The sequence below is a fragment of the Sulfurospirillum arcachonense DSM 9755 genome, assembly GCF_000597725.1.
In the GTDB taxonomy this organism is placed as follows: Bacteria; Campylobacterota; Campylobacteria; order Campylobacterales; family Sulfurospirillaceae; genus Sulfurospirillum_A; species Sulfurospirillum_A arcachonense.
Genome location: NZ_JFBL01000010.1, coordinates 50428 through 67818 on the forward strand (window position 1 = coordinate 50428; position 17391 = coordinate 67818).

The following is a 17391-nucleotide window of genomic DNA, read 5'->3' on the forward strand; positions in this document are numbered from 1 at the left end:
TTATACCGTTATTTCTTTACATGTAAGGATTTCTATGAAAATTAGAGTTTATTATGATGATACAGATGCCGGTGGTATTGTATATCATGCAAATTATTTAAAGTTTTGTGAACGAGCTAGAAGTGAGCTTTTTTTTCAAAGAGGCATGTCTCCTACTCAAAACAATGCTCATTTTGTAGTCAAACATATAGAAGCTGATTTTATTCGTTCTGCTAAACTTGGTGATATGTTAGAAGTAAAACATAAAATACTAGATTTAAAAAATGCATCTTTAACCCTTATACAAAGTGTATGGTTAGATGATATAAAACTTTTCGAGATGACTTCTATATTAGCTTATGTAAAAGAAGGTCGACCTATTAGAATAGATCCAAAATCAAAAGAGTTTTTTCTAAGTATTTTTTAGAATAGCTCTTTTTCAAATTTATATCTTTTTGGTCTTATAATTGAAACTTTATATTCTACTTGATTGTCTACTACATTTTCGCTAAAGTTTTTTGCAGCTGTTGGAACAAAATAGTGTGTATAAAAATAATCAATTCCTATAGAAGTTGAGTAATTAACCCAATCATAAACAATGTCATGTCCAAAAAGAGAGTTTAGCTCTTCCATACCAACAGTAGTTTTTCCTATAGAATTTGCAATATAAAACTTGTCTCTATCTGCATACTGCGTGAGTGTTAAAAGCATAGGATTATAATTTATTTGTGTTGAGAGTATAGCGTATGGTTTTATTTTATAAACTCTTAATTGAGAAGATATAAGACTTGTTTTCACAAGCGGTGTATTCATGAAAATTGAACTTCCAGCTAATTTTCTATTGTGTCTTAACAATCTTTTAAAACTAACTCTCGAATCATTTATACTTTTATTATAAATTATTTGTGGGCTCTTTTCTATAAGAAAAGTATTTAAAGACTTGCTCAAGCCACTTCCATCTGAGAAATAAGCAATTTTACTATTTGTATAACCCAATAACGTATCTATTTGTTTTGCATAATCAATCCCACCAAATAGTATATTTGGATTACTTTCTTCTATATTTTTCTTATGCACTGTAGGAATGTAAACTATTAAACCATTCGCATTTTGGTTAATTATCTTCGCGCCACTATTTGTAACAGGAGCAACTACATAAGTAAATTTCTCTTTTTTTATATCTTCAAGTGCTTTTAAAATGGACTCTTCTTTTTCATCAATACTATTAAATACTTTTACTTCAAAATTATTTTGTTTTGAAACAAGATATGCTATTACCGAATTAACTGTAGTAGATGCGTACCTTCTTATACTTCTTTGAGGAACAAGTAAAGCAACTCGAATAGAGAATTTCTCATCTTCAAAAATTCTAAAAATTCTTTGATAGTATTCAAATTCACTTTGCATAGAATAAAGTTCATCCATAGAACTATTATAATAACTTAAAAAAGAGAATATTTGTCCATCTTCTAAAAGTTTATCCATACAATCCATATTACATGTATCAATATTCAAATTTATAAATACACTTTTAGGTGGTGGTATATGCGACACTTTATCACTCTTAGCAAACATTAATGAAATAGAAATAAAAAAAATAAATAATATTTTCATAATAGACTTTTAACCTTTAACATATCTTGAAAAACTTCTTTTTTAGATGATGGATTTCTTAATAAAAAATTTGGGTGATACGTAGGGATCAACTTAGCATTACCAAGTTCTAAAACTTCCCCTCTTATCTTAGAGATTTCAGTTTCATACTCGCCTGTTAAGTGATGAAAACTTGTAGACCCAAGAGCAACTATAATACTAGGATTTACTTTTTCTACTTGTTGCATTAAATATGGTTTACAAGCACTCACTTCTTCCATCGTTGGAACTCTATTTCCAGGAGGTCTACACTTTACAATATTTGCTATGTAAACATCTTCTCTTTTTAATCTCAAAACATTTTCTATTATATTTGTTAGAACTGTACCTGAACGACCTACAAATACTTTTCCATCTTCATCTTCACTAGCACCTGGTGCTTCACCTATAAACATAAGTTTTGCATTTTCATCGCCTTCACCAAATACAACATTTTTTCTTGTTTTACTTAAATTACACAAATGACAAGACATTACAGACTCTTTTAATTGTCCAATTTCTTTGGGTAACATAGAGCTAGTATCTTTACTTCCTACAGGCTTATACTCTTTAAAGTATTCAAATCCCATAGCTCTATATTGATATAATATTTTTAAAAGTCTTGCTTTTTCTATTTGTGTCATGAAAAGAATAGTATCTAATGAGGTGTTAAAAAGAGATAAATTGGAGAGAGTGAAGCCTCTATAAAAAAGAGGCTTATTAAAATAATTATTCTACTGTTACAGCAACAGGATCACTTTCCCAAACTCCATGTTTTGTACAGTAAGATTGTGCTACTAGTTTTAGTTTTTTTGTCGTTGGAACAATATTAAAAACTACTTCAGCTTGTCCTTTTGCATCTTGTCCACCAAGTGTTCCTGGTACAAAATCAGCACGACCCAATAATGTTTCTCCATTATATAATGCAACATTCGCTATAAAATGATCAAAATCATCTGGATGAGAATACTCGTTTCCTACTTTTACTGTTACAGCAAACTTTTCTCCACTTTTTGCACTATCAGCACAGGCGATAAATGGAGAATGTCTATCTATGTAATCTTTTTTAGCTTCTCTTTCTACTGTATCTATATCAACGTAACGATTAATTTTTGGCATATTTTTTCCTTAACTTAAAATTTTTATAAAGAATTATATTCTAAAAAGGATTAAATTTGTCTTATTTAATCCAACTATATTAAATCTGTTATTATATGGTGTTTATCTAAGCCCATTTTTGATATATTTTCACATCCCAAAGCCAATAAAACAATTTGTGCTGTTGAAAAAATACTTAATTCAATATCTCTTCCTACTATACTTTCTAACTTTTTTTGCTCTGAATCAAACATAAAAAAACTTCTAGCATCATTTGTTACTACAAAGTCCGCTGCATTATCAAACATGTCTAACATAATTTTACCTGCAAGTTGATATGCATAATTTTTTGATGCAGGCAATATTTCATAACCATCACTATCATTTTGTCTTTCAAAATTTATAATATTTAAACCCATTAAAGTTAAAATAGAATCATTCGTTTCTAAATTATGTGTTTTATTACCATTAAATATAGCTACATTAAAATTATTAAATGGTTTTTGTATATTTTTTTGCAATTTGTCAAAACCAATCACATCCCTTAGAATATCATTTACATGTAAAACATTTGGCTCTAAAGTGAGTTCTAAATTATCTTTTTTAAGCTTGTTTGCTATCTCTTCTCGTAACTGAACATCTTCAAGAAGAATAATCTTTGTTAAGTTTAATGAGGTATATGAACTATCTTCTACACAAATTATATCAGCATTGTCTTTTTTAGCACTTGCTAAATTATAAGCACAGTTATATAAAAAAGCTTCTTCATTTAAAGATTTACCCTCAGCTGCAATATCAGGTTTTGAATCTGTTAAAATTGGTGCTTCTATATCAAATGTACTTAATAACTCTAGAGCTGCAAGAATCAAAGGATATGCCGTACCTTTTTCTATTATATTATCAAATAATCTATATTGTGCCATCATATTACCTTAAAAAATTACTGCTAAAGTTTTTTTGTTTATCAACAAAATCATTTGCTGAATTCTCTTGTTTTATAATTTCATTTTTTAAAAAATCTATTTTTCTTTCTAATTCATAACTTTGGGGAAATAGTTTATTTGAGATATTCACATGTAACCAAACTCCACTATCTTTCACACAAATTAAGTTTAAAATCTCTTCTTTTCTTTCAGGATACTTTTGAATCATATCATATGCAAAAGCAAAAAGTCCATCGCCTAAATAATCTTCTTCAAGATTAACTATTGGAGATGAGTAGTGCTCTTTTATATATGATTTAAAAACCTTTTTATCACTTGAGTTTACAAAAGAAGCAAAAATATCAAACCTTTTTTCAAAATCTTCAAGGTTCATAGTCAAATCTTTTATAGCTCTTTTAGAATTTAAAGGGTCTAATCGTAACTCTTTTCCAAAATAATCTTTTACTTCACTGAGTTTTACATTTGTAAAAAGAGCTTTATTATTTATTTTAATAGCAGCATATTCATCTGTAGGATATTCAAAAACTTTTTCGTCATCTTTGATCAAAGCTAACAAATCAGCAACAGTTTTTTCCATGTCAATCTTCACTACATACTTTTTATAATATGGAAGATAATCAGTTTTACAATCAAATCTAAAAACTTCTAATATGAGTTTACACTCCATAGTCAACTCTCCTCAAATTAAGTAGGTTCCAAAGTCTACTCTATCTTTACTTAAGGTATAATACAAAAAATATATAAAATCAAAATAACAGTGTGGTATAAAGATGGACAAAGAGGGATACTTTATCTCTGGATTTAAAAACAAAAAAATTGGAGATGATGGAGCCGTTATAGGGAACTTAGTTTACTCAAAAGATCTTTTTTGCGAAAATATTCATTTTAAACTTTCTTGGATGAGTCTAAAACAAATCGCTATTAAAAGTATGCTAGTCAATATTTCGGATGCGATTGCTATGAATGCAAAACCCAAACATGCCCTTATAGGTTTAGTTTTACCATCAAATTTTTCACTTTTACAACTACAAGAACTCTCATATGCTTTTGAAGAAACAGCAAAAAAATATAATTTTGAAATCATAGGTGGAGATACAACTTCTGGCGATAAACTTATGATTTCTATTACACTTATTTCTCAAACAAAAAAACCAATTTATAGAAAGACTATGAAAAAAGGTGATTTGATTGCATTTACAGGGAAGCTAGGAAATTCTAAAAAAGATTTAAACAAACTTTTGAGAGAAGGGAAAGTACATACAAATAGTAAATTTGTAACACCTTTACTCAAAGCAGACTTTATCTATGAAGCTGCAAAATATATAAATGCTGGTTTAGACATATCAGACGGGTTATCAAAAGATTTATCAAGGCTGTGTAAAAGTAGTAGAAATTTAGGTGCGAAGTTTTTAATAAACCTTGCTAAAAAAGATCTATGTAGTGGCGAAGAGTACGAAATGTTGTTTTCATTTTCACCAAAAAATCTAGCAAAAATAAAATCTATAGCCAAAAAGAATAGAACACAAATAACAATATTTGCGAAAGCAGTAACAGGAAAATATACCTCTTGTTGTAAAGAAAACCATTTTTAAGGGATTAACATGTCAATAATTTTACTTGCTGTAGCAATTATAATATCTTATTTTACTTGGAAATTTAGCTCAAATTTTTTTATACAAAAAGGAACTAAAAAAGCCAATTCCCATATAGCTGCTATTTGTTTTGCTCTTATTGTGTTTTTAATAATAATCAATTTCTTAGCTCCCTACATAAGAGTAAACTAAACTATAATGTATCTCTCATAAAACACTACTACATTCAAAAACTTCTAAAAAAGAGAACTCAAAAAAAGTTCTCTTTTAGTTTAAAGTTCTGAGTATATTAGCTCTTTTAATGGTTTGTATCCAAATTTTTCCAGTGGTTTTGTATTAACAAAATAAGATGGTGTTTTAGTTGCACCCAATGTTTTAGCATCTGCTAAATCTTGTGCTATAAGCGTATCTAAAGCAGGATCTTTCATATCCAAAACTAACTTATCAATATCGAGTCCAAGTTTTGCTAAATATTTCCATAGTAATTCAGGATTTGGTTTATGATGACTAGCCCATGAACTCTGCGTAGCAAATATCATTTCTAACGTTTCATGAAATTTACCTTGTTTTCTTGCAGCTTCAAGCATCTTTACTACATGATCTGAACCTTGATGAAATGGAGCATAACGCAAAGTCAATTTAATATTACCTTCATTTTTTTTCATAATATCTTTAATAAAAGGATAAAAATCTGCACATGTTTCACAAGCTGGATCAAAAAATTCTACAATATGAACTTTTGCATCTTTATTACCAATTGTTAAAGAATGCTCTCTTACAAAAGCTTCAGAGTTTTTTTGAGCTATAGAGCTAAATTGTGCGGATTGTTGATTTTTATATACATACCCACCAACCATAAAAAGCAAAATTAAACTTATTGCTGTAAAAATAACTATTTTTTGTTTACTCATCTTTATTTTTCCTTTCTTAACATGTAAAGTAAAATTCCAATGAGGCTAAAGGCTATAAAAGACAACATAGGAATCGTTATAAAATTAAACCACTCAATATACCTTACAGAACATGGAATCCCTTGAGAACATGGTCTTGCACTCTCTGGGATAATGTCATAATGAATTAAATTATGATATAAACTAAAAAACCAACCAAGTGCAATAAAAGGTACAGCATACCTAAAAACACTTCTATCAAAAGGGACCATTCCTGCTAACAAAATTAGCACTAAAGGATACATACAAATCCTTTGATACCAACAAAGTGTACAAGGAATGTATCCTATAACTTCACTAAAAAACAAACTTCCTAGAGTAGATACTGTAGCAATTATCCAAGCAAAAAACAGAAGTGTCCAACTCAAATTTGACTTTTTATTTTTCGTCATCTATGAAAACCTTTAATTATAATGAAGAATTATATAAATATTTTATTAATGCATTATAAACAAGTTAATTTTAAGTATTTTTTTCTATACTAAATCCTGCCCATGTTTGTGCTGTAGGCATCACTTCTAAAGAGTTTACATTAACATGTTCTGGAAGCTGGGAAAGTGTAAATATAAGATTTGCTATGTCTTCACCTACCAATGGTTGCATACCATCATATATAGCATTTGCCTTTTCATCGTCACCCTTAAATCTTACATTAGAAAATTCTGTTTTTGAAAAGCCTGGTTCAATATTGCTTACTCTTATATTTGTACCTTTTAAGTCATTTCTTAAGTTAAAAGAAAATTGCTGTACGAAAGATTTTGTACTACCATACACATTTCCACCTTCATATGGCCAGTTACCTGCAATCGAACCTAAATTAAATATATAGCCACTTTTTCTCTCTACCATTGTAGGAAGAATGGCTTTAGTCATATACAAAAGACCTTTAATATTAGTGTCTATCATTATTTCCCAGTCTTCTAATAATGCATCTGGTGCTTTTTCTAAACCTAAAGCAAGCCCAGCATTATTTACTAAAATATCTATGTTTTTATACTCACTAGGTAAACTTTCTATAGCTGTAAAAACTGCTTCCTTATCTCTTACATCTAGTGAAACAGTACAAATATCACAATCATTTAACTCATTTTTTAACTCATCTAGTTTATCTAAACGTCTCCCTACTGCTATGACTTTATGTCCTGCTTTTGCAAACATTTTAACTGTTTCACGACCAAAACCTGATGTAGCACCAGTAACTAACACTATTTTTGACATATTATTTTCCTTTTTTTCATTAATTGTAGCAAACTTTTAAAAAAAGTAATCTTGTATACAATTTCTTATCAAATTCAATATTTAAATTAACCATGTATTAACTTTTTCGTACTACTATTCAATATATCAATTTCCTCAAAAGGTTTTTTTTTGAAACAATTTTCTCAGTATAAGCTTATACTTACAATATCGTTATTTTTTACAATTTTTTACAATTTTTCATTTTTTTTAAATCTTCTAAAAGTCTATCCATTTGATGGTTTTAATATATTATACATATCATCAATTGTACTATTATTAATTAGTTTTCTTGTATTTTTATTTACATTAGTTTCTTCTAAATATACAACTAAACCTATTTTGATTATTTCTTTATTCATTTCATCTTTTACAGCATATTTTATGGATACTTATCATGTAATTATTGATGATAATATGATTAGAAACTCACTTCAAACTAACCTAAATGAATCCTCTGATTTATTTAGCCTAAAATTAGTTTTTTATATGTTTTTTCTAGGATTTCTGCCATCATATCTTATATATAAAGCTAAAATTGAATATAAAACATTTGGGAAAGAATTATTTGCTAAAGTCAAAACACTCTTTTTATCCTTTACAATTATCTTAATTATGCTATTTGCATTTAGTAAGTTTTATACTTCATTTTTTAGAGAACATAAACCTCTTCGATATCATATTAACCCTGCTTATTGGATGTATAGTAGTGGAAAATATATAAATAAAACTATCAATAGTGGGCCAATCACCCTAAAATCAATTGGTGAAGATGCAAAAATAGAAGAAACACAACATAATGATGAACTTGAAAAAACAGAACTTATAATTATGGTAGTAGGTGAAGCAGCAAGAGCAAATAGATTTTCTTTAAATGGTTATAAAAAAGAGACCAATCCTCTTTTAAAAAAAGAAAACATTATTAACTTCCCAAATATGTACTCTTGTGGAACTTCAACAGCAGAATCAGTTCCATGTATGTTTTCAATGTTTGATAAAGATCATTATAGTTATAAAAAAGGGATTTCAACTGAAAACATCTTAGATGTACTAAAACATACTAAAAATATAAATATCCTATGGAGAGATAATAACTCAGATTCAAAAGGTGTTGCAATAAGAACTGATTTTGAAGACTATAGAACACCTAAAACTAATACAATGTGTGATGAAGGTGAATGCAGGGATGAAGGCATGCTAGTTGGACTTGAAAATTATATTGAAAAACATAAAGGTGAAGATATATTAATAGTACTTCACCAAATGGGAAATCATGGACCAGCATACTATAAAAGGTATCCTAAAAAATTTGAAAAATTTACCCCAGTTTGTAAAACAAATCAACTAGAAAAGTGTTCTCAAGAAGAAGTAAGCAATGCTTATGATAATGCTATTTTATATACGGACTACTTTTTATCAAAAGTAATAAATTTTTTAAAACCATACTCAAAAGATTATGAAACTGCAATGCTTTATATGAGTGATCATGGAGAAAGTTTAGGAGAAGATGGTCTTTATTTACATGGGCTTCCATATTTTATGGCACCTGATGAACAAAAACATATTGGATCCCTTATTTGGTTTGGCGAAGGTTATATTCAAGAAGATGTAGACACTGAAAAACTATCTTTGTATAAAGATAACAAGTTTTCACAAGATAATCTATTTCATACTTTATTAGGACTATTTGAAGTAGAAACAAAAGTATATAAAAAAGATATGGACATATTATTTAATGCTAAAAAATAGTACTAATCAAATAGTCATAACTATTCATTAATACATAATTTGTTATCATAATAATTTAAGGAGTATATTATGATTGATTTAACATGGCAAGAAATTTATAGTCTTAACAATAATCAAATCGATACAGAACATCAAAAACTTTTTCAAATAGCTTCAAAAGCTTTTACTGTAACAAGCAATGATAAAAAACTCGATAAAATAAGAAATGTTTTAAAAGAACTACTCTCTTATACAAAAACTCATTTTAAAAATGAAGAACAGTATATGGAATCTATTTCTTACCCCGACCTTGAAACACAAAAAACTTTACATAATAAAATTATTGACTCTATGAAAAACTTTACAAGAAAACTTCCTAAAATGAATCTCCTTGAAATTGAAAAGGAATTAGCCCATTTGGTCGAAATATGGTTTATTCATCACATAATATACGAAGATAAAAAAATATCGCAATGGGTACGTACTCATAAAATTCCAGAATTCTCATTTTGTTGGCATAACTCTTATTCGATACATAATGCTCTTATAGATGCAGAACATCAAGAACTTTTTCAAATTGCTAGTGAAGTTTTTAAACAAGTTCCACAAGCATTAAGAATGGAAAAAATTAAGATTACCTTGCATAAACTTTTTGAATATTTTGAAAAGCATTTTAAAAATGAAGAAATCTATATGGAAAGTATTAAATTTGATATGATAAATGAGCATAAAGATATCCATAAAAAAATTATTGAAAATTTAACTATATTTATGCAAAAAGTCCCTACATTACAAATAAATGAAATTGAGGATGAGCTAAAAGAATTTATAAATACATCTCTTGTAAATCATATACTAGAAGAAGATAAGAAAATTTTATTTTGGATGCAGGATTTAGAAGACATAAAAAATGTCAAAAACTTAAAAACCCTATAAAAAGATTCATAGAAAAAGGTAAGTTTTGTGTTATAATCACGGCTAAACTTTATTAAATAGGATATAACATGAGTGAATTAAAAGTATATGACTACTCAGAAGAAGAATTAACACAATTTCAATACGCTGTAATTAACACTGATCATGGTGCAATGAATATAAAATTATTTGTAGATGAAACTCCAAATACAGTTGCAAACTTTGCATATTTAGCAAAAGAAGGTTTTTACAACAATCTTAATTTTCATCGTGTAATACCTGGATTTGTTGCTCAAGGTGGTTGTCCTCATGGAACTGGCACAGGTGGTCCTGGATGGTCAATAGCTTGTGAAACAGACCAAGAAAGTAAACATGCAAAAGGTGCTTTATCAATGGCACATGCGGGACCAAATACTGGTGGTAGCCAATTTTTTGTATGTTACGATGCACTACCTCACTTAGATGGTGTTCACACTGTATTTGGTGCAATTGACCCAAGCGACGAAGAGAGTATGAAAGTATTAGATAGTATCAATCAAGATGACAATATCATCAGCATTGATATTAAAGAATCACTGTAAATCTATTAAAAACCTCTTTACATGTAAAGAGGTTTTTATATACTATTTGACATAGTTCCAATAACTTTTCCTAAAACTTCGATATCATCAGCATTTACTAATTCATCTGAATATGACTCATTATCAGAAACTAAAGCGACCATTCCATCTGATTTTAATTGCAATCTTTTTATAAAAAGCCCAACTGGAGTAGAAACTATATAAACTCCATTTTTATTTGGATTTTTACTTTCTCTATCCATAAAAACAATATCTCCATCATTTAAAGTAGGCTCCATTGAATCACCTAAAACATTAAGTGCATGAATATTTTTTATAGATTGTTTACCTCCAAGATGATTTACCATCTCTTCATCAAGCGTAAGAAAATCACTTTGCTCATCATAATTTAAAGCTCCTCCACCTGCACTTGCATAAATATCTTTAAAATAATGAACTCTTTCAAACTTTTCACTCTGTGATGTTAAACTCCCTACTACTTGATTAAACATAAGCCAATTTATAGAAATTTTTCTTTTTGCACAAAACTCTAAAATTTCTTTGTAGGGTATCTTGCTTCTGCTTTTCATCGTAGCAAAACTTACTTGGTTTATATCTAATGCTTCTGCAACATCCTTATCAAAAACTTTTCTGTGCCCTATTTCATCAGACAATATATCTTTTATACGGTCAAGTATTTCTCTTAGATCTGGCATCTTATATCCTTTAAAAGTATTCATATAGAAAATAAATATAAATTATATTTCATTTTGTAATATAATTGTACCATAATTTTAATTTTTATTACAATAGTTGAAATAAATTAAAAATTCTTCACTAAATGAAAACTTTAGTGATTGAAATACTTATGAACTTTGTTCATGAGTATTGAGAATTAAATAAAAAAGGATTTAAAATGCAACAACTTGAAACTTATATTCAAAGATTTGAACAAGCTATGTTAAAAGTCAGTAACATTCTTTTTTAATGCTTTTTCATCTTGACCTAGATGCTTTTTATGTTTCAGCAGAGAGAAGTGTCAAAAAAAGCTTAAAAGGAAAACCAATTGTAATTGGTGGAAGAAGTGATCCATATATATTTTCAAAAGAGAGACTCAATAGAGATATAGTTTTTCAAAATACTGGAGCATTTGTTTCTGCTGTTTTTATCGATAAAAACAAAGAAAAACTACCCGAGTATTTTAATGATAATGGAAAAACAAGAGGTATAGTCACAACTTCAAGTTATGAAGCTAGAGCATATGGTATAAAAACTGGTATGAGCATATCTGAAGCTAAAAGAAGATGTAAAAACTTAATAGTTATAAAACCAAATCATTCTTTATATCATAAATTATCACAAAATCTAAGAGAATATATGTCTTTACATGTACCCGTCATTGAACAATTTAGTATAGATGAATTTTTTTGTGATTTAGGAGGATGGATAAGTGAAAAAGATATCTATCCATTTGCAACTGAACTTCAAGCTAATATCAATAAAAAATTCGGATTACCCTGTTCTATTGGTATTGCTAAGTCAAAGTGGACAGCAAAATTGGCTACTGAATTTGCAAAACCTTATGGTATCAAAAAGATTGACGATACCGATGGATTTATAAAAACTGTTCCTATTGAAAAATTTCCAGGAATCGGTAAAGCAATGCAAAAGAAACTCCATAAATATAAAAAATTTACATTGGGAGATATTAAAGAATCAAAAATACTTCTTTATTCATGGGGAAATAGTGGTAAAAATATCTATAATAGAGTTTGCGGAGAAGACAACGAACCCGTTATTGAAAAAATTGGTAGAAAATCTGTTGGTATTTCAAGAACTTTTGATGCTATTATCAATAGAAAAGAACTTATAAGAAGACTATTTATACTCTCTAGACATGTTGTATTTATGGTTTCAAAATTAGAATTAGTTCCTACAACAATTTCCTTATCTATTAGTTACGAACACACAAACAAAAGAAAACAACTCACTTTTAATAGACTTTTTAATGAGCATTTTTTAACATCAACGGTGATTCAAACTTTTCAGGAATTAGACCAAAGCTCTACTAATAAAGTGATAAAGCTTTCTATCACTTTATCAAATTTTATTCAAAAAGAAAAATTAAATCCTTCTGTACTTGATATAGAAAAAGATTTAAAACATCACTCTTTAATGAATGTTAATCTTGGACTAAGAAAAAAATATGGAATTGATATATTACGAAGTGCAAAAGAACTCCTCTAGGAATTCTTTTTTTGTGTAGCAGCATTTAAATAATACCAAAGCCCTCCTAATAGAGTAAGAACTATAAGAGGTCCTAACCAAGGATAGGTACTAAAATAACTTGAAGCTTTTGTAAGTGTTTCACCTGCTGTAAAACTTAGGTATCCTAACCCTATTGCCCATATTAAAGCCGAAATAATATTCAGTATATTAAACTTTATAGCTGAATATTTAGTCATGCCAATTCCTATTGGAATAAGTGTTTTTATACCATATACAAACTTTTGAAAAAAGATAATTTTATCACCATATTTTTTCATCATAATATGACTCAAAGCTAATTTTCTTCTATGTTTCTTTAAATATGGCATCATTTGTTCTTTATTATACCTACTTATATAAAACAAAAGTGAATCTCCTAAAGCATTTGCTACAAATGCAACTGCAATAGATGTTGTTAAATCCATTTTACCAGCATAGGAAAGTATACCTGCTGCAATTATTGCAACCATTCCACCCCCTAATGAGTAGAAAAAAAGTATTATATATCCATATGTTGATAGTGAGTTTATTATATCTTCCACAAAATTACCTTGTCAAATTTTCTATGTTTTTTAAAAATTCTTGTACACTATATACATCACTCAAATTTTCAGAAGTTACTATTTTATTTACACTAATATCTCCACCATAAAGAGCTTTATTCTTATTTTCATCATTTGATAAAACTGCTCCTTCAAATGAAGCACCTGCAAAAAGTCCTTTTGTCTGTGAGTATGTAAATATTTCTGCTTGCATATTTATTTCTGAATTTTTTTCAATATTTGCTCCTATAGGTCCTGCAGATGCTGAAGCACCAACACCTATAGTAAATTTATTTTTCAAAAGTTCGTTAACACTATTTTGTGTTCTAAAAACAAAAATACTGTCAGCTGATTCCACACCCAATTGAAAACCTAAACTTCCACCACTTATTTTTATAAAAAATGGATAACTCCAACTTCCGTCAGCTTTTCTTATAGATGCTACGCCTTCACCATACTTCATACCTATAAAAATACCAACTTTTACTGAACTAGGTATTATTACAATTGCTTGTGCTTTTTGTATAATTTGTATTGGTATACCATTTCTATTTCTTATGAGTTTTTTCATGCTATTTGTTGATTCTAAAACTTTTTCTTCAACTGAATCAGCAAATAAATTAGTTACACAAAAAACTAGTAACAATATAATCAATAATCGTTTCATTTTCTTCCTTTATTCTCTTTTTCTTTTACATAACTATAAAACAAGCCCTCTTGTTCCATTAAATCCTTACTATTTCCTTTTTCTACTATTTCACCACTTTCAAGTACATAAATATAATCAGCTTTTCTAATTGTACTAAGTCTATGTGCTATTATTATAGTTGTTTTATTTTGTAAATATTCTTCAAGTGCATCAAAAAGCCTTGATTCCGTATGAACATCTAAAGCTGATGTAGACTCATCTAAAATTACTATATTTGGATTTTGGATAACCATTCGTGCAATAGACAATCTTTGTCTTTGTCCACCAGAAAGTTTAATACCATCTCTACCTATTTTAGTTTGTAACCCATCTTCTAATGAATAAATAAAATCCCTCATTTGAGCAATTTCTATAGCATAATCTAATCTATCTTTCTCAACTTTATCACCAAAAGTCAAGTTTTTTGCAATTGTATCATTAAAAAGTTGAGGATTTTGCAGCACTAAAAATACATTTTCTCTTACTTTATCTAAACCAATGTCTTTCACTGAATGCCCATCAAAATATATATCACCATCTTGTATAGGATATAACCCTACTAAAAGCTGAGCTAAAGTTGTTTTTCCACTTCCACTCGCTCCTACCACGGCTATTTTTTTACCTTTGGGTATTTGCATATTTACTGATTTAAGTATTTTTTTACCATTTTCATAAGAAAATGACAAATCACTAATATCAATAGCATTTGTAAAAGTATCCTTAAATGGATTATCTTTACTTTTACTCAGTGGTTCTGTTTTTAAGGCAAAAATTTCATTAATTCTATTTAAGGCTGCTACTGCGTTATGATAAGCATACTGCATATTTAAAACTTCTTGAATAGGCGTCATCATAACCCAAAGATAACCAAAAATAGCCAACATTAATCCTATAGTTAAATCAGAATACGCAACAACTAAAATACTTGCTGCTCTAAAAATTTCAAATCCAGAAAGAAATATCAAAAATGAAAACCTTGTTGCTGCATCACTTTTATAACCAAATTCTATTGTTCTGTCTCGCATAATAGCTGCATTTTTAGTCACTTCTCCAAAAAAACGCCCTTCTCTATTCAAAGATTTAATTTGAATAAAAAGATCCAATGTTTCAGTTAGACTTGATGTAAATATTTCATATGTTTTATTTTGTTCTTTTTTTAAAACAGATACTTTTCTTGCTATTTTTGTGGTTATAATAATAACAAAGGGATTCAGTAAAAGTATAAAAAGTGCTAATTGCCAATGAATTAAAAGTAAAACAATACCAACGCCTAAAATAGTAAGTACAGAAATTATCAACCTACTTATAGCTGTTCCTAAAAAATTATCAACAGTATCTACATCAATAATAAGCAAAGATGAAATATTACCAGACCCCATAAATTCAAATTCTTTTAATGAAACTTTCGAAAGTTGTTTTAATAAACTTTTTCTTAACTCAAATGTGATATTTTTTGAAATTATCGTAAATATTTTAGTCTGATAATAGTTTAATAAAAAAAAGAAGCATCTTAAAACTATAACAGAAAATAACATACAAGCAACATATACATAAGGTTCATAAGTTGAATTTGTAATTTTATTTATATTATTTACTATAAAACTAGGTTTATTTAAAAGAACTTCATCAACTAAAAGAGGCATTAAAAGTGGAACTGGTGTACTTATAAAAACTGCTAAAAAAGCTATAATATTTGCAAGAATTAACTCTTTTTTATATTTTTTGATATCTTTAAAAATATCTTTAAAGGTATATTTATACATGAATTGATTCTATTATCTCTTTCATATCTGACTGTAATTCATCACTACGAAGATTTGTTGATAGAAAATATTTAATCCCTTTTTCTTGCAAATCAAATAAATTCTCTTGTGAAAATGATTTAGCAGTAATACATATCTGTGCATTACTTTTTGATTGCTGTAATCTTTTTTCTAACATACCTAAAAATTCCAAAAGTGGTGGATTTTTGATATTTTGATCAATAAAAATTATGTCTAACCTTGAAATATCATTCCTATAATATGTTGAGCGTGGTTTATTCGTTGTTTCTGCACTATAATCTTTATCAAGACTTCTTACTAAGTGTTTAACTTGGTCTGACTGTGTTGGGTTTTCACTCACTACTAAAGTCCGCATTTTAGCTCTGCTATCTAGATAATCAAGAAGGGTATTTAAACGTTTATGTTCTTTACTAAATTTTGTATTATCTAATGAGCTAATAAAATACTTTAAAAAAGTTTTACTTGAAAAATCATCTTCTATATAAGAGCGTTTGAAAAAAGACCGAATTGCTGATGACTTTTCAGCACTTTCCCACATTTTTTTATCAAACTCGTAAGCATACCCATCAAGTTGCTCTCTTATAAATTCATCATATTTTTTTGCTTCTTTACTATAAAGAGAAATAAACTCTTCTCTGAATTGATTTTCAAAATTTTCTAATAAACTTTGCAATGCAATATTTTCATCTCTTAAATTTCCAGTTTTATGAATGGAATCTACATAATAAGTTTTATATTTTTTTAGTTCATTAATTTTCATTTCTGTTAATTTTGGAACTTTACTATTTTTTATAGCTTTTTTAGTATCTTCTATTTGATGCTCTAAAGATTTAATAGATGCTTTTAAAGTATACAACTCAGAAATATTACTTTGCATTCTTTTTTTATAATTTTGATATACACTTTGTTGTTCTAAAAAAATAGTCTCATAAGCTACTTCAGGCACTCTATTTTTATTGTGAAAATTTTGATAAACAGTTTCTAATGCTTTTAAATCAGCTCTCAACTCAAGTACATAATCATCCATAAACGTACTATCCATATCTCTTAAATTATTATATGCTGTATGTAAAAATCTTTTCATCAAAAGGAAATCTAAAGTTTCACCTTCCTCAAATTCAGCTTCATGGTCATAAACAACAGAGATAACTTCTTCAAAATAGTTTTCAAGACACTCTTTTATACTTTTATCTAGTGGTATATTTACATGTAATTTTACAGTCGATTTTTTTGAAGGAGCTATAATATTATTTTCAATAACTTTTTCATCTGAAAAAGATTTACCACCACTAACAATTGCTTCAACAAAAAAAACTTCTTCTCCCTCTAATCCAAATTTTACTTTTTCTCCAAGTTCAGGAAAAGTTTCAAACCCTATGCAAGCATCTAATGCAAAAGAATATCTTTTTTTGTTATCATCAATAATTATAGCACTGTTGTTTTTAACATCTAATTGTGCAATTATACCTATCATT

19 protein-coding genes are annotated in these 17391 nt (G+C 28.0%); 6 read left to right on the forward strand and 13 right to left on the reverse strand.

Features of this window, described 5'->3' with window-relative positions:
* Positions 1-34: 34 nt before the first annotated feature.
* Positions 35-406, forward strand: coding sequence for a YbgC/FadM family acyl-CoA thioesterase (locus K354_RS0108960; RefSeq protein WP_024955164.1), 372 nt, complete (start codon positions 35-37; stop codon positions 404-406).
* On the opposite strand, the gene K354_RS0108965 is transcribed toward K354_RS0108960, so the two are convergent.
* From K354_RS0108965 to K354_RS0108985, 5 genes are all read right to left on the reverse strand, one after another.
* Positions 403-1593 carry a hypothetical protein gene (locus K354_RS0108965; protein ID WP_051505414.1) on the reverse strand — a complete coding sequence of 397 codons (1191 nt, stop codon included), beginning with the start codon at positions 1591-1593 and terminating at the stop codon, positions 403-405. The genes K354_RS0108960 and K354_RS0108965 overlap by 4 nt on opposite strands.
* On the reverse strand, positions 1590-2255 hold the full coding sequence (locus K354_RS0108970) for a uracil-DNA glycosylase (RefSeq protein WP_024955166.1): 666 nt from the start codon (positions 2253-2255) through the stop codon (positions 1590-1592). Before K354_RS0108970 ends, K354_RS0108965 begins: the two co-directional genes overlap by 4 nt.
* Positions 2256-2340: 85 nt before the next feature.
* On the reverse strand, positions 2341-2730 hold the full coding sequence (locus K354_RS0108975) for a class II SORL domain-containing protein (RefSeq protein ID WP_024955167.1): 390 nt from the start codon (positions 2728-2730) through the stop codon (positions 2341-2343).
* Positions 2731-2804: 74 nt separating this feature from the next.
* Positions 2805-3632 (reverse strand): HdrB C-terminal domain-containing protein, encoded by an 828-nt coding sequence (locus K354_RS0108980; protein ID WP_024955168.1) that lies wholly within the window; start codon positions 3630-3632, stop codon positions 2805-2807.
* A gap of 4 nt (positions 3633-3636) precedes the next feature.
* Positions 3637-4320 carry a DUF5644 domain-containing protein gene (locus K354_RS0108985; RefSeq protein ID WP_024955169.1) on the reverse strand — a complete coding sequence of 228 codons (684 nt, stop codon included), beginning with the start codon at positions 4318-4320 and terminating at the stop codon, positions 3637-3639.
* A gap of 103 nt (positions 4321-4423) precedes the next feature.
* On the opposite strand from K354_RS0108985, the gene K354_RS0108990 reads away from it, so the two are divergent.
* On the forward strand, positions 4424-5245 hold the full coding sequence (locus K354_RS0108990) for a thiamine-phosphate kinase (protein WP_024955170.1): 822 nt from the start codon (positions 4424-4426) through the stop codon (positions 5243-5245).
* Positions 5246-5517: 272 nt separating this feature from the next.
* On the opposite strand, the gene K354_RS0109000 is transcribed toward K354_RS0108990, so the two are convergent.
* From K354_RS0109000 to K354_RS0109010, 3 genes are all read right to left on the reverse strand, one after another.
* Positions 5518-6156 (reverse strand): DsbA family protein, encoded by a 639-nt coding sequence (locus K354_RS0109000; RefSeq protein WP_024955172.1) that lies wholly within the window; start codon positions 6154-6156, stop codon positions 5518-5520.
* Between the two features lie 2 nt (positions 6157-6158).
* Positions 6159-6587 carry a disulfide oxidoreductase gene (locus tag K354_RS0109005; RefSeq protein ID WP_024955173.1) on the reverse strand — a complete coding sequence of 143 codons (429 nt, stop codon included), beginning with the start codon at positions 6585-6587 and terminating at the stop codon, positions 6159-6161.
* Positions 6588-6657: 70 nt separating this feature from the next.
* Complete coding sequence (locus K354_RS0109010) at positions 6658-7413, reverse strand: SDR family oxidoreductase (RefSeq protein WP_024955174.1); 756 nt, start codon at positions 7411-7413, stop codon at positions 6658-6660.
* Positions 7414-7563: 150 nt separating this feature from the next.
* Between K354_RS0109010 and K354_RS0109015 the strand changes: the two genes are divergently transcribed.
* From K354_RS0109015 to K354_RS0109025, 3 genes are all read left to right on the forward strand, one after another.
* A complete protein-coding gene (locus tag K354_RS0109015) occupies positions 7564-9180 on the forward strand; it encodes a phosphoethanolamine transferase (RefSeq protein ID WP_024955175.1) in 1617 nt (538 codons plus the stop codon).
* 69 nt (positions 9181-9249) lie between these two features.
* A complete protein-coding gene (locus K354_RS0109020; protein WP_024955176.1) occupies positions 9250-10095 on the forward strand; it encodes a bacteriohemerythrin in 846 nt (281 codons plus the stop codon).
* 68 nt (positions 10096-10163) lie between these two features.
* Positions 10164-10655 (forward strand): peptidylprolyl isomerase, encoded by a 492-nt coding sequence (locus tag K354_RS0109025; RefSeq protein WP_024955177.1) that lies wholly within the window; start codon positions 10164-10166, stop codon positions 10653-10655.
* A gap of 35 nt (positions 10656-10690) precedes the next feature.
* Here K354_RS0109025 and K354_RS0109030 read toward each other — a convergent pair whose 3' ends face one another.
* On the reverse strand, positions 10691-11350 hold the full coding sequence (locus K354_RS0109030) for a LexA family transcriptional regulator (RefSeq protein ID WP_024955178.1): 660 nt from the start codon (positions 11348-11350) through the stop codon (positions 10691-10693).
* Positions 11351-11621: 271 nt separating this feature from the next.
* Between K354_RS0109030 and K354_RS0109035 the strand changes: the two genes are divergently transcribed.
* The gene (locus K354_RS0109035; RefSeq protein WP_024955179.1) at positions 11622-12881 is read left to right on the forward strand and encodes a Y-family DNA polymerase; all 1260 of its coding nucleotides are present in this window, start codon (positions 11622-11624) and stop codon (positions 12879-12881) included.
* On the opposite strand, the gene K354_RS0109040 is transcribed toward K354_RS0109035, so the two are convergent.
* Genes K354_RS0109040 through K354_RS0109055 form a run of 4 tightly spaced genes read right to left on the reverse strand, consistent with a single transcriptional unit; the run spans position 12878 to position 17390 of the window.
* The gene (locus tag K354_RS0109040; RefSeq protein WP_024955180.1) at positions 12878-13444 is read right to left on the reverse strand and encodes a DedA family protein; all 567 of its coding nucleotides are present in this window, start codon (positions 13442-13444) and stop codon (positions 12878-12880) included. The genes K354_RS0109035 and K354_RS0109040 overlap by 4 nt on opposite strands.
* 4 nt (positions 13445-13448) lie before the next feature.
* Positions 13449-14111 (reverse strand): lipid-binding SYLF domain-containing protein, encoded by a 663-nt coding sequence (locus K354_RS0109045; RefSeq protein ID WP_024955181.1) that lies wholly within the window; start codon positions 14109-14111, stop codon positions 13449-13451.
* Positions 14108-15895 carry an ABC transporter ATP-binding protein gene (locus tag K354_RS0109050; protein ID WP_024955182.1) on the reverse strand — a complete coding sequence of 596 codons (1788 nt, stop codon included), beginning with the start codon at positions 15893-15895 and terminating at the stop codon, positions 14108-14110. Before K354_RS0109050 ends, K354_RS0109045 begins: the two co-directional genes overlap by 4 nt.
* Positions 15888-17390 carry a hypothetical protein gene (locus K354_RS0109055; protein ID WP_156928226.1) on the reverse strand — a complete coding sequence of 501 codons (1503 nt, stop codon included), beginning with the start codon at positions 17388-17390 and terminating at the stop codon, positions 15888-15890. Before K354_RS0109055 ends, K354_RS0109050 begins: the two co-directional genes overlap by 8 nt.
* Position 17391: the final 1 nt, after the last annotated feature.

Excerpts from the sequence above, each read along its gene's own strand:
- K354_RS0108960 (WP_024955164.1), top strand. The coding sequence starts at position 35 with ATGAAAATTAGAGTTTATTATGATGATACAGATGCCGGTGGTATTGTA.
- K354_RS0108965 (WP_051505414.1), bottom strand. The coding sequence starts at position 1,593 with ATGAAAATATTATTTATTTTTTTTATTTCTATTTCATTAATGTTTGCT.
- K354_RS0108970 (WP_024955166.1), bottom strand. The coding sequence starts at position 2,255 with ATGACACAAATAGAAAAAGCAAGACTTTTAAAAATATTATATCAATAT.
- K354_RS0108975 (WP_024955167.1), bottom strand. The coding sequence starts at position 2,730 with ATGCCAAAAATTAATCGTTACGTTGATATAGATACAGTAGAAAGAGAA.
- K354_RS0108980 (WP_024955168.1), bottom strand. The coding sequence starts at position 3,632 with ATGGCACAATATAGATTATTTGATAATATAATAGAAAAAGGTACGGCA.
- K354_RS0108985 (WP_024955169.1), bottom strand. The coding sequence starts at position 4,320 with ATGGAGTGTAAACTCATATTAGAAGTTTTTAGATTTGATTGTAAAACT.
- K354_RS0108990 (WP_024955170.1), top strand. The coding sequence starts at position 4,424 with ATGGACAAAGAGGGATACTTTATCTCTGGATTTAAAAACAAAAAAATT.
- K354_RS0109000 (WP_024955172.1), bottom strand. The coding sequence starts at position 6,156 with ATGAGTAAACAAAAAATAGTTATTTTTACAGCAATAAGTTTAATTTTG.
- K354_RS0109005 (WP_024955173.1), bottom strand. The coding sequence starts at position 6,587 with ATGACGAAAAATAAAAAGTCAAATTTGAGTTGGACACTTCTGTTTTTT.
- K354_RS0109010 (WP_024955174.1), bottom strand. The coding sequence starts at position 7,413 with ATGTCAAAAATAGTGTTAGTTACTGGTGCTACATCAGGTTTTGGTCGT.
- K354_RS0109020 (WP_024955176.1), top strand. The coding sequence starts at position 9,250 with ATGATTGATTTAACATGGCAAGAAATTTATAGTCTTAACAATAATCAA.
- K354_RS0109025 (WP_024955177.1), top strand. The coding sequence starts at position 10,164 with ATGAGTGAATTAAAAGTATATGACTACTCAGAAGAAGAATTAACACAA.
- K354_RS0109030 (WP_024955178.1), bottom strand. The coding sequence starts at position 11,350 with ATGCCAGATCTAAGAGAAATACTTGACCGTATAAAAGATATATTGTCT.
- K354_RS0109035 (WP_024955179.1), top strand. The coding sequence starts at position 11,622 with ATGCTTTTTCATCTTGACCTAGATGCTTTTTATGTTTCAGCAGAGAGA.
- K354_RS0109045 (WP_024955181.1), bottom strand. The coding sequence starts at position 14,111 with ATGAAACGATTATTGATTATATTGTTACTAGTTTTTTGTGTAACTAAT.
- K354_RS0109050 (WP_024955182.1), bottom strand. The coding sequence starts at position 15,895 with ATGTATAAATATACCTTTAAAGATATTTTTAAAGATATCAAAAAATAT.
- K354_RS0109055 (WP_156928226.1), bottom strand. The coding sequence starts at position 17,390 with ATGATAGGTATAATTGCACAATTAGATGTTAAAAACAACAGTGCTATA.